Source organism: Nitrosospira sp. TNL200, assembly GCF_055386305.1.
In genome coordinates, this window is the sequence record NZ_AP041003.1 from 2,509,336 (window position 1) to 2,521,827 (window position 12,492).

The following is a 12,492-nucleotide window of genomic DNA, read 5'->3' on the forward strand; positions in this document are numbered from 1 at the left end:
CGGATTTACCCGGCCGGGTTGCCGGCGGTATTAGGGAACCTCTGAATAGGTCCTCGCTGAGCGCGTTGCTGGTAAAATCGGGATGATCATAAGACAGACGCGCGACGCAGGTCGTAGCCGGGACTACGATGCCAAGGAGCGCAACGCCATGAGCAATCGATTTTACCGCAACCCTTATGGGACGGGGATTTGCGGGCGGTCTGCCTTGCCAGGCTCCTGGCGAAGGAGCGCCCCGGAGCGTCGCCCGAGGGGCCCTGCGGAGCGGGGATCGGGCAGCGGAGGGGATGCTTCGACCGCACCACAGTTTTGTTGGGGCGCAGGCATCCCGCTACGGGTCGCATCTTCCTTTCGGAAGACACTGCTCCGCCCTGCGCGGTCGCACCACTCGCGTCGTCGCCTTTCGCGCATCCCATCCCGCAAAGCCACCGCCGCGCCAGTGGAGACTTGTTCAGAGGTTCCCTAGATCACGAACATATCGACAAATTGGTCGACTGGCGTTTCTTCCAGCCTGGCCTGATCTTGGCATAAACCGGTTATCGCCTGTTGCCGTTGGGGCGAAATGCGAAGCGCAAGATTGCGGCGAAATTTTTCCTGCAGCAGTGGAATACCTTCGTTGCGGCGAAACCTGTGGCCCAGAGGGTAGCTCACCACGATCTCCTCCAGCTTCCTCCCATCCTTGAATTCCACCTCTATGCCGTTCGGAATTGCCCGTCTTTCCGGGTCATAATACGCCGTCGTGAATTGCGGGTCCTCCACGCAGGTCATTTTTTCCCGCAACGCATCGATGCGGGGATCGGCAGCTACCGCGTCCTCATAATCGCCGGCCGTAAGCCGTCCGAAAATCAGCACGACAGCAACGATGTATTGCATGCAATGGTCGCGGTCCGCGGGATTGCCTAGCGGTCCTTTCTTGTCGATGATGCGGATCGCAGCCTCGTGCGTGCGAATGGTGATTTTCCCGATCTCATGGATACGCGCCTTTAGGTGGGGATGCAGTTGCATCGCGCACTCCGCCGCTGTCTGCGCATGAAACTCAGCCGGAAATGAAACCTTGAACAGGATATTTTCCATCACGTAGGATTCCCACTGTTCAATCGGCCTCTGGAACCGGAATGACTGTCCCTTGAACAAGGCATCGTAAAAACCCCACTTTTCCGCAGTAAGCGCGGATGGATAACCGCTTTCTCCTTTCAAGGTAATCAAGGCGAGCCAGACTGCGCGGCTGGTGGCGTCTCCCGCCGCCCAGGACTTGCGGGAACCGGTATTGGGCGCATGGCGGTAAGTGCGCAGCGCCTGCCCATCCACCCACACTTGGGAAAGGGCATCGATGATCTGTTCGCGGCTACCGCCCAGCATGTGTGTCACCACCGCAACCGAAGCGGCTTTCACCAGCAGGACATGATCCAGCCCGACACGGTTGAAACTGTTTTCCAGCGCGAGGCAGCCCTGGATTTCATGCGCCTTGATCATGGCGGTCAATACATCACGCATGACGAGCGGCCCGTTTCCCGGGGTTGCCGCATTGCGTGCCAACCAGTCCGCTACGGCCAGTATGCCGCCGAGATTATCCGAGGGATGGCCCCATTCCGCCGCGAGCCAGGTATCGTTAAAGTCGAGCCACCGTATCATGGCACCGATGTTGAATGCCGCCTGCACGGGGTCGAGCTCGAACCCGGTACCGGGCACCCTCGCTCCGCCAGCCACCGTTATTCCTGGAACGAGCGGACCCAGAAGCCGGGTACAAGCCGGGTAGGCAAGCGCCTCCATTGCGCAGCCAAGGGAGTCGATGAGGCAATGCCGGGCCGTCTCATAAGCCAGGGCATTCCGGATAGGGCGGCCGATGACGTAGTCGGCAATATCCGCCAGCACCTGGTCAGGATTGGGGCGGCCACTGGAAGTGTGCGGTGACATGAATGGCATGGGTTACCTGTCATAAAGCTGGCGATCCCGCCAGGGAATACTGTTATTCCGGCGAAAGCGGCAGCACTGTCTCATCCGCCGGTATGCAGCTGAATACAGCTTTCGACTATATCCCCTGTCGTGCCGTCCTTCTCATGCCGGAAAAGCGTGGCAGATGAACCTGGTCCCGCTCCTTTGGTCCACCACTCCAACCCGTTCCCGACATAGCGCGCTCCGCTGCCCGAAACGGCAATGGCTATCTCGCGCATCCTGCCCTTGTACTGCACAGCTGCCATGGTGCTGGAGGGATAGGATGCCTTCACGATATTGCCGCTATTGCAGCGGTAGGCAATCGGTACGCCAATACCCGCTTCTCTCTCGTCAATTGGTACGTGAGCGGGAAAGAAATGACTACAACCGGTCAAGGCGATGATGGTAACGAGAAGAAAAAAACGCATCGATATTTGATGCCCCAATTGAGTTGAACGGTACCCGAACGAATGATTCCACAAAAAATACCATGAATCTCGTCATTCCGGGCTGTTAACCCGGAATCCGGCTAAACCAGCAATAATGCTCTCGCCACGTAAGCCGGGTTTATGGAAGCCTCCAGCGGAAGGCGTTACAATTACTATCAGCTCCTGTCTGTCCGCTTGGGACGTGCCCTTTGTCTGATCCCACCAACGCAAAATCTGAGACCATGACCCTAAATCCGGCGGCTGACCGCTCATTTCCAGGTTAGAGCTATGATCCACAAAAATTTTCGGCGGTACTCGACGTTCACCTGCATGGCGAGTTTGCTACAGGACGGACTTAGGGAAGCGCTGAACAAATCCTCGCTGAGCGCGTTGCTGGTAAAATCGGGATGATCATAAGGCGCACGACGCAGGTCGTAGCTTGGACTACGATGCCAGGGAGCGCAACCCTTATGGGGCCGGGGTTTTGCGGGCGGCCTGCCTTATCAGGCTCCTGGCGAAGGGGATCAGCCATTCGCGTCGTCGCCTTTCGCGCACCCCATCCCGCAAAGCCACCGCCGCGCCAGCGGAGATTTATTCAGCGCTTCCTTAGGATGATGACCTTTACAACGACCCTGGTGCGCGGGACCGTATCCGTGAGGCCGGTAGCAGATACGCAACGCGGACAGCGGCCGTTATGTTCGTCCGGGCAACGCCTTATACATAGATATAGGCGCGTAGTTGTGTCTCTCCGTGATTCCAGCCTCTCATTAATTCTCGACTAACGCCAGCGGATGGACGTTCCATGAAAATCCTCGAATATGTGGGCCTCGACACCTCTCGTGTCAAAGCGGCCTACCTTAAAGTAACCGAGGCCATCGTCCGTAATGACTTTCGCGCCGCTCAAGTAAAGAAACTCTCCAACCTCAGCCACGGCAAGTTCTACCGGGCAAAGCTTGACGACACCAACCGGCTGCTATTTTCCCTCGTACGCCATGCCGACGAGGTGTGTGCTCTCATGCTCGAGGTCATCGAAAATCATGATTACGACAAGAGCCGCTTCCTGCGGGGTGCGGCAATCGACGAGACCAAGATTGCCGACATCGATGCCAGTGAAGCGCTTCGTGACGCCCTGCCCATACGCTACCTGCATCCTTCTCGTCGCGACATCCATTTGCTTGACAAACCCATCTCTTTCGATGACGCACAGCAAGCCATCTATCATCTGCCACCGCCGCTAATCGTTGTCGGTTCCGCCGGCAGCGGCAAGACCGCCCTGACTCTGGAAAAGCTCAAGCACGCCGAGGGCGAGATATTATATGTCACCCACTCCGCTTATCTCGCCAACAGCGCCCGCGATCTCTATTACGCCAACGGTTTTGAGCATACCGGCCAAGATGCGGTGTTTCTGTCCTACCGCGAGTTCATCGAGTCGATCCGTGTGCCGCCAGGGCGGGAGGCCGGCTGGCGCGACTTCACCCAATGGTTCGGCCGTATGCGCCAGGCTTTTCGTGGCATCGACGGTCACCAGTCTTTCGAGGAGCTTCGCGGCGTGATCTCGGCAGGGGCGAATGGCCTGCTCACCCGGGAGAACTACCATGCTCTGGGCGTGCGCCAATGCATCTTCCCGGAAAGCGAACGCGACCGGGTCTACGATCTTTTCGAGAAGTACCGGTCCTGGCTGGCCGAGGCCAAGCTCTACGACGTCAACCTTGTCGCACAGGACTGGCTGGTGCTCGCAGCACCACGTTACGACTTCATCATTATCGATGAAGTTCAGGATCTTACCGCGGTGCAACTGGCGCTAGTGCTCAAGACGTTGAAGAAACCAGGCCATTTTCTGCTGTGTGGCGATTCGAATCAGATCGTCCATCCCAACTTCTTCGCATGGAGCCGGGTAAAGAGCCTGTTCTGGCGTGACCCGCAACTTGCCGAGCGGCAGGAATTGCGCGTACTCACCACCAATTTCCGCAATAGCCGCGAGGCAACACGCATCGCCAATACACTGCTCAAGATCAAGCACAGGCGCTTCGGCTCCATCGATCGGGAAAGCAACTTCCTGGTCGATGCGGTGGGCGACGAGGTGGGACAAGTGGCCTTGTTGCCGGACAAAGACAATGTCAAGCGTGATCTGGACCGGAAGATTCGCCAATCGACACAATTCGCCGTGCTGGTGATGCGAGACGAGGACAAGATCGAAGCAAAGAAGCATTTTTCCACGCCATTGCTTTTTTCCATCCACGAAGCCAAGGGACTGGAGTACGATAATATCGTGCTCTACCGCTTCGTCTCCGACCATCGGGGCGAGTTTGCCGATATTCTGGAAGGCGTGGACAAGCGCGATCTAGCCATCGATGCACTGGCGTACCGCCGCTCCCGGGACAAGAGCGACAAGTCGCTCGAAGTCTACAAATTCTTCATCAATGCATTGTATGTGGCGCTTACGCGGGCGGTGAAGAATTTGTATCTCATTGAATCCGACATGGAGCATCCTCTCTTCAATCTGCTCAACATTGCGGAAGAAGGGCCGGCGACGATCGAGGCCAGGCAGGCAACAGTGGAAGACTGGCAGAAGGAGGCCCGCAAGCTGGAATTGCAGGGCAAGCAGGAGCAGGCGGATGCCATCCGGCACAGTATCCTGAAGCAGACCCTGCCACCGTGGCCGGTGTTCGACGAGGCAAGGGTGCGGGAACTGCTCATCAAGGTATTCCGCGAACGGACACCGGGCGGCAAGCCCAAGCAACAGCTCTACGAGATTGCCACCTGCCACGACGAGCCGGTACTCGTCGCCTGGCTCGAGCAGGAGACCGATTTCACCGGTGCGAAGAATTTTTTAATGCAGCGTGCGAGTCTGGGGCGTAAAAGCTTCATTCATTATTTCGCCGGCAATTTCAAGGAAATTTTGCGGCAGTGCGACCGGCATGGTATCGAACATCGCCTCCCGATGAATCAGACGCCGCTCATGGCGGCCGCATCAGCGGGCAATATGCCGTTGGCCGAGGCTCTGATACTGCGTGGCGCAAACCGGGAAACGACCGACCATTATGGCCGTAATGCGCTCCACTGGACGATGCTGGAGGCATTCCGTGACCCGAAATTCGCAAAAGGTCCGTTTGCCGCTCTCTATGAACTCCTGGCCCCGGCAAGCATCGATGTGAACATCGGCGAACGACTGGTGCGCATCGACCGGCATCTGTCCGAATACTTTCTTTTTCAGACCTTGTGGGCGCTATTCAAATCACGCTTCACGCACCGGCAGCGACGACCCTACGGCGCGTTCGAAACACAGGCGATCCTGGATGCATGGCAGCATCTGCCAGCCAACGTGGTACGGCCGGAACGCAACAAGCGGCAGCATCTCTCCGGTGTGCTGGCAAGAAACGAGGTGGAGCGGGAGTACTCCTACAACCGGGGTCTCTTCAAACGGGTGGGACAGGGCTGGTACCAGTTCAACCCGGAACTCTCGGTGCGCCGCCGGCAGGGGGAGGAGGAAACCTGGGTACCTGTCTATCAGGCGCTCAATCTGCCTTTCGTCAGCGAGTTCGCCTGGGATTTCGTCTGGAGCCGCATTGATGAATATCTGGCACTGTCGGGGCTACCCGATCGCACGGTACCCATCGCTGCCGAGCACGCAGTCGCGCAGGCAGGCGACGGAACATGAGCAGAAGCAACGAGAGGCCGAACGGTATGCGGCACTCGAACGGTGGAAGACTGAGCAGGAGGCGGCGCGAAAACAGCGACTGGAAGAGACGCCGAAATGGGGCACCCGCGAGGCCAAGCAACGTGAGATCGAGCGAATTCGGGCTGAAATCAAAGCGAGACGGAAGAGCTAATGCGGAAAAATTGGGAAGAGAATTGGGAAATTAAAGAGAATTGGGGTCAGACCCATTGGTCTCCTCGCCACGTAGTCACGCAGTCACCTAGGGCGCAATAAGCGAAGCGCATTGCGCCGCATGAATTACTCATTGCGCGCCGCGATTGGAACAAACTTCCGATCCTCCGGCCCGATATAATTCGCGGAAGGCCGTATGATCTTGTTGTCGTCCCTTTGTTCGATAATATGCGCAGCCCAGCCGCTAGTGCGGGCGATCGCAAACAGCGGCGTGAACATCGCCGTGGGGATACCCATCATGTGGTAGCTCACGGCGGAAAACCAATCCAGATTGGGAAACATGTTCTTGGCATCCTGCATCACCTCCTCTATCCTGGCTGCGATATCGAACATTTCCATGTCGCCCGCTTCCACCGACAGTTTTCTCGCAATTTCCCGTATTATCCGGTTGCGCGGATCGGAGACGGTATAGACGGGATGGCCGAAGCCGATGATGATTTCCTTGTTTGCCACGCGCCGCCGTATATCTGCCTCCGCCTCATCCGGATTTGCGTAATGAGTTTGAAGATCGAAAGCTGCTTCGTTCGCGCCGCCGTGCTTGGTGCCACGCAACGCGCCGATTGCGCCGGCTACTGCCGAGTAGAAATCCGAGCCGGTTCCCGCGATCACCCGAGCGGTAAAGGTCGATGCATTGAACTCGTGCTCCGCATACAATATCAACGAAGCATGCATCGCCCTGATCCACGTTACCGGGCATTCTCTGCCGTGCAGCAAGCGCAGAAAATGCGCGGCGATGGAACCGGCATCGGTGGTCAGGTCGATTCGGCGGCCATGATGGACATAGTGATGCCAATAAAGCAGCATGCTGCCGAGACTGGCCAGCAGCCGGTCCGCCAGATCCCGGGCACCCACCGCGGAATGATTTTCCTCTTCCGGCAGCATGGCACCCAGCGCGGATACGCCGGTCCGCATGACATCCATCGGATGCGCCGAGGCGGGAAGTGCCTCCAGTACCGTTTTAATGCCGGCGGGCACATCCCGCAGGGACCGGAGCTTTTCCTTGTAGCCGGCCAGTTCCGCCATCGTGGGCAGTTTTTCATGAATCAATAGATAGGCGATTTCCTCGAATTCGCAGATCTCCGCTATATCCAGGATATCGTACCCGCGGTAATGCAGATCATTGCCGCTTTTGCCAACGCTGCATATCGCCGTGTTGCCGGCAACGACGCCGGAAAGCGCTACGGATTTCTTCGTTTTAGCCTCACCGGAATTTTGTGTATTGTCACTGATCTTCAATCTGCCTCGCTGCCTGGGTGAGCAAGCTATCCAGCTTCTCCTCGTATGTGTGGTAATCGAGGAAATCATATAGCTCCGCGCGGGTCTGCATGGCACCGACCATGTTTTTTTGCGTGCCATCGCGCCGTATCGCCTGGTATGTCGCCAATGCAGCTGCGCTCATGGCCCGGAATGCGGACAGAGGATAAAGTGCCAGGGCGACGTTGGCTCGCGCCAGGTCCTCGACCGTAAAGAGCGGAGTGGCGCCGAATTCCGTAATATTTGCCAGGATGGGGACCTTCACCTCTGCCGCAAACTGCCTGTATGTCTCCAGGTCGGCAACGGCCTCCGGAAATATCGCATCCGCGCCGGCCGCCACATAGGCGCACGCGCGGCTTATAGCGGCAGACACCCCTTCCACCGCCAGCGCATCCGTTCTTGCCATGACCATGAAACTGGAATCGCACCGGGCATCTACCGCAGCCATGATGCGATCCACCATTGTCCGTTCACTGGCGATAACCTTGCCCGGACGATGACCGCAACGTTTGGCAGGCACCTGGTCTTCGATATGCATCGCCCCTGCCCCGGCCTTGATCAGCGACTTTACGGTGCGGGCAATGCCGAAGCTGCTGTCCGATATGGAAAAGCCGGTGTCCGCATCCACCAGCAATGGTACGTCCGTAATATCGGTAATGCGGCGAACGTCGGTCAGAACATCGTCGAGTGTCGAGATAGCGAGATCCGGCAAGCCGAGGGATGCTGCAGCCACGCCCGCGCCGGAGAGATAGATTGCCTTGAAACCCGCACGTTTCGCCAGGAGCGCGGAGTAGGCGTTTATACACCCCGCCACCTGCAGTGGCCGTTCGCTTGAAAGTGCGGCGCGAAAACGCGAACCCGCGGAGGAAGGGATCATCAGGAAATCGTCACGAATCGTGGGAGAGATGTTTATTTGAGCAAGTGCCTGATCGATTCCTGTTCTTCCACCAACTCGCGGTAAGAAACCTGCATCTTCTCTTTTCCCGATTCGCTTATTTCCAGATCAGGAACGATTTGATAAGTGCCGCCCTTGCATACCACCGGAAAGCCATATATGACACCCCCTGGAATGCCATAGCTCCCATCCGAGGGAATGCCCATTGAAACCCAGTCATTCTCCCTGGTGCCAAAGAACCAGTCGCTGACATGATTGATAATCGCATTCGCGGCGCTGGCGGCGCTGGACAAGCCGCGCACTTCGATAATGGTTGCGCCGCGTTTCTGGATCGTGGGAATAAACTCACGCTCCACCCATCCTGGATCACCGATCACATCAAGGGCTTTTCTTCCGTTCACCTGCGCGTGGCTCAGGTCCGGATACTGGCTGCCCGAGTGGTTTCCCCAGACGATCATCCTTCGCACGCCGGCCACGGGGCAACCAGATCGAGCGGCAAGCTGGGATAGCGCCCGGTTATGGTCCAGTCTCATCATTGCGGAAAAATTTCCCGGCTTCAGGTCGGGCGCATGGGTCATCGCGATATAAGCGTTGGTATTGGCCGGATTGCCCACGACCAGGACCCTGGCCTCGCGGCTCGCTACTTCATTGAGCGCCCTGCCCTGGCTGATGAATATGGCGCTGTTTGCTTCCAGGAGATCCTTCCGCTCCATGCCCTTGGTGCGGGGCCGCGCTCCTACCAGCAATGCGATATCCACATCGCGAAAAGCAGCCTTCGGATCATCGGTAACAATCAGCCCTGCCAGAAGGGGAAACGCGCAATCCTCCAGCTCCATCACCACGCCTTTCAGCGCAGGCAATGACTGGGGGATGTCCAGCAAATGCAGGATGACCGGCTGATCCTTACCCAGCATGTCGCCCGCAGCGATACGAAACAGCAGACTATAGCAGATCTGGCCGGCCGCTCCCGTGACCGCTATGCGAATAGGATTTTTCATTCTTGCGCTCCTATGGGAGATTGCCGTTAAACCTGGCACGGCAATATCCTTGCCGCATTCCTGGCAAACAACGCGACAGCAATGGAAGCGGCAGGGAGTCCGTGGCAGTACACATACCGGTCAGCCTCAGCCTGAAATGGCCAAGGCGCGGAAATCGCAAAGACGAGCGTCGCAGAAGCCATCATCCGGCACAGATGAGACAACTCGCGCGCTCACACGACTTTTTCCGCTCAACGATGCTCGCCTTACTAACTCGACTATAAAAACATTCCCCATCACTGTCAATTTGCATTCATTTGGCATCGTGGCCCCAGCACGATCATCGTTGCATGCCTTATGATCATCCGGATGTTACCACCAACGCGCTCAGCGAAGATTCATTCAGGCATTCTCAAGACCCTGTTTTCAGTATGGATTAAGTGAGGTGTGCTCCTGTTGTATCGTCCAGTATAACCGTCTAAACTAATCCGGTAGATACAAAACTCAACCGTTCGGGAGCGAAAAGTGCAAAGTGATCGCCCCAAATACCTCAACCTTCTCAAAATACGACAGCCCCTGCCGGCTGTAGTCTCATTTCTGCATCGGGTGAGCGGAGCGCTGCTTTTTTTTCCGGGAATCCCTCTCCTGCTTTGCGGGCTCGACATGGCTTTGAATTCTCCGCAGGATTATGCCCGATTACAATCTGTCCTGGACAATTCCCTGATCAAGGGACTTCTGACACTTCTGCTCTGGTTTTTTCTGCATCATTTCTTCGCCGGCATCCGCTTTCTCGCACTGGATCTCGGCTATGGAGGCGCGCTGAGGCAAGCGCGTGCGAGCAGCAAGGCGGTCCTTGCCGCAGGCATCCTGTTTACTGTGCTGGTTTCGATACGAGTATGGTGAAACGAGCATTGACTGGCGCGCATTATGGCCTGTTCGACTGGCTGGCTCAGCGCATCACTGCATTCGTAATGATTGTTTTCGTCCTGTATGCGGCGGCTGCATGGCTGTTTTCGGCGCCGCACGGCCATGACGGATGGAAAACGATATTCGGTTACAGCGGCATGCGGATAGGCGCTTTCCTGTTTCTCGTCAGCCTTTTCTGGCATGCATGGGTCGGGATTCGCAACATCCTGATGGATTATGTGCATGCCACTGCCATCCGGCTGGCGTTGCAGGTACTGGCTATCCTCTCATTGCTGTTTTATGCCATCTGGTCCGCTGAAATCCTCTGGGCTCCGGGAACTTCGTGGCGATAGTGAAAAGAAAATTCGACGCGGTGATCGTGGGAGCGGGCGGCGCCGGCATGCGGGCGGCACTGCAGTTATCCGAAGCGGGCCTGAAGGTTGCGGTATTGTCCAAGGTGTTTCCCACTCGTTCTCATACTGTCGCGGCACAAGGCGGCATTGCCGCAGCTTTGGGAAACGTCACCGAGGATAACTGGCATTGGCATATGTACGATACCGTGAAAGGTTCCGATTATCTCGGTGATCAGGATGCTATCGAGTTCATGTGCCGCCAGGCGAGCGAAGTCGTGTACGAGCTCGAGCACTTTGGCATGCCGTTCGACCGGCTTGATAACGGCAAAATTTACCAGCGGCCCTTCGGAGGGCAATCGCAACATTTCGGCGGAGCCCAGGCAACGCGCTCATGCGCGGCTGCGGATCGAACCGGCCACGCGATGCTGCATACGCTTTATCAGCGCAATGTGCGGGCCAATACGCAATTTTTCGTGGAGTGGATGGGACTCGATCTCGTTCGCGACGAGGGAGGGGACGTTTGCGGGGTGATGGCGCTAGACATGGAAACAGGCGAAGTCATGCTGCTTCAGGCGCGAGCTACGCTGTTCGCAACCGGCGGCAGCGCGCGCATATTCGGCGCCAGCACCAACGCTTTCATCAATACCGGAGATGGCCTGGGAATGGCCGCGCGGGCAGGCATTCCTTTGCAGGACATGGAGTTCTGGCAATTTCATCCTACTGGCGTATATGGGGTGGGCGTACTCATCAGCGAGGCGGTGCGCGGAGAAGGAGGCTATCTGCTCAACAAGGACGGCGAGCGCTTCATGGAACGGTATGCGCCTCATGCCAAGGATCTGGCCAGCCGGGATGTCGTGTCGCGTGCATTGACTACCGAAATCAAGGAAGGACGAGGCTGCGGCAGGGATGGAGATCATCTGCTGCTGAAGCTCGATCATCTGGGCGCCGAAGTCATCCACACGCGGCTTCCCGGTATACGCGAGATCGCCATGAAATTCGCGCATGTGGATCCCATCCATGACCCGATACCCGTCACTCCCACCGCACACTATATGATGGGGGGCATTCCGACCAATTTTTACGGACAAGTGGTCGTGCCCTATAAAACCGGCCCGGAGGAAGTGGTCCAGGGCTTCTATGCAGTCGGAGAGTGCGCTTGCGTTTCGGTTCATGGCGCGAATCGGCTGGGAACCAATTCACTGCTGGACATCCTTGTTTTCGGGCGGGCAGCGGGACAGCAAATCATCGAGGATCTGAAAAAAAACCCCCATCATAAGCCTCTGGCGCCGGATGTGGCTGACGGAACGCTGGCACGGCTTGCCCGCCTGGAAAACCAGAAGGATGGGGAAAGCGTTGCACAAGTCAGCGATGCATTACGCAAGACCATGCAAACACATTGCGGCGTATTTCGATTTGCCGAAATGCTTGAGCAGGGTGTGGCGCGAATCGGCGAGGTAGCAGAGCGCGCCAATCACACAGAGATCAGGGACAAGAGCAGGGTCTTCAACACCGCGCGGATGGAAGCGCTGGAACTCGACAACCTGGTCAAGGTGGCGGTTGCAACCATGGCTTCGGCGCAAGCGCGCACCGAAAGCCGGGGCGCCCATGCCCGGGACGATTTTCCTGACCGGGATGACAACAAGTGGCTCAAGCATACATTGTATTTCAACGAAGAGCAGCGGCTGGATTACAAGCCCGTGCGGCTGAAACCATTGACGGTCCCGTCATTTCCGCCGAAAGCCAGGACATACTGACGGAATATCGGCCGGACTGCCGCCATTGGATAACGACACAAACATAACCACGCAGGCGTTTTTTTGCAGCCAGGCAGGGGTAGAGGGCAAGGGCGAATAGACAAGCG

9 protein-coding genes are annotated in these 12,492 nt (G+C 57.2%); 4 read left to right on the forward strand and 5 right to left on the reverse strand.

Features of this window, described 5'->3' with window-relative positions; translation table 11 throughout:
* Positions 1 to 459: 459 nt before the first annotated feature.
* Positions 460 to 1,911, reverse strand: coding sequence for a bifunctional 2-methylcitrate dehydratase/aconitate hydratase (locus ACZ5CE_RS11350; protein ID WP_464575023.1), 1,452 nt, complete (start codon positions 1,909 to 1,911; stop codon positions 460 to 462).
* A gap of 80 nt (positions 1,912 to 1,991) precedes the next feature.
* Positions 1,992 to 2,357, reverse strand: a complete 366-nt coding sequence (locus tag ACZ5CE_RS11355) for an MliC family protein (protein WP_464575024.1) — start codon at positions 2,355 to 2,357, stop codon at positions 1,992 to 1,994.
* Positions 2,358 to 3,159: 802 nt separating this feature from the next.
* Between ACZ5CE_RS11355 and ACZ5CE_RS11360 the strand changes: the two genes are divergently transcribed.
* The gene (locus ACZ5CE_RS11360) at positions 3,160 to 6,015 is read left to right on the forward strand and encodes a DEAD/DEAH box helicase (RefSeq protein WP_464575025.1); all 2,856 of its coding nucleotides are present in this window, start codon (positions 3,160 to 3,162) and stop codon (positions 6,013 to 6,015) included.
* 297 nt (positions 6,016 to 6,312) lie between these two features.
* On the opposite strand, the gene prpC is transcribed toward ACZ5CE_RS11360, so the two are convergent.
* The 3 genes from prpC to ACZ5CE_RS11375 are packed head-to-tail and all read right to left on the reverse strand — an operon-like array spanning position 6,313 to position 9,393.
* A complete protein-coding gene (gene prpC / locus ACZ5CE_RS11365; RefSeq protein ID WP_464577500.1) occupies positions 6,313 to 7,476 on the reverse strand; it encodes a bifunctional 2-methylcitrate synthase/citrate synthase in 1,164 nt (387 codons plus the stop codon).
* The gene (prpB, locus tag ACZ5CE_RS11370; protein WP_464575026.1) at positions 7,469 to 8,377 is read right to left on the reverse strand and encodes a methylisocitrate lyase; all 909 of its coding nucleotides are present in this window, start codon (positions 8,375 to 8,377) and stop codon (positions 7,469 to 7,471) included. The genes prpC and prpB overlap by 8 nt, the downstream gene beginning before the upstream one ends.
* A gap of 32 nt (positions 8,378 to 8,409) precedes the next feature.
* The gene (locus tag ACZ5CE_RS11375) at positions 8,410 to 9,393 is read right to left on the reverse strand and encodes a malate dehydrogenase (RefSeq protein WP_464575027.1); all 984 of its coding nucleotides are present in this window, start codon (positions 9,391 to 9,393) and stop codon (positions 8,410 to 8,412) included.
* A 504-nt stretch (positions 9,394 to 9,897) separates the two neighbouring features.
* On the opposite strand from ACZ5CE_RS11375, the gene sdhC reads away from it, so the two are divergent.
* Genes sdhC through sdhA form a run of 3 tightly spaced genes read left to right on the forward strand, consistent with a single transcriptional unit; the run spans position 9,898 to position 12,385 of the window.
* Entirely contained in the window at positions 9,898 to 10,275 is a 378-nt protein-coding gene (gene sdhC / locus ACZ5CE_RS11380) for a succinate dehydrogenase, cytochrome b556 subunit (RefSeq protein WP_464575028.1), read from the forward strand.
* Positions 10,269 to 10,631, forward strand: coding sequence for a succinate dehydrogenase, hydrophobic membrane anchor protein (gene sdhD, locus ACZ5CE_RS11385; RefSeq protein WP_464575029.1), 363 nt, complete (start codon positions 10,269 to 10,271; stop codon positions 10,629 to 10,631). The genes sdhC and sdhD overlap by 7 nt, the downstream gene beginning before the upstream one ends.
* The gene (gene sdhA, locus ACZ5CE_RS11390) at positions 10,622 to 12,385 is read left to right on the forward strand and encodes a succinate dehydrogenase flavoprotein subunit (protein WP_464575030.1); all 1,764 of its coding nucleotides are present in this window, start codon (positions 10,622 to 10,624) and stop codon (positions 12,383 to 12,385) included. Before sdhD ends, sdhA begins: the two co-directional genes overlap by 10 nt.
* Positions 12,386 to 12,492: the final 107 nt, after the last annotated feature.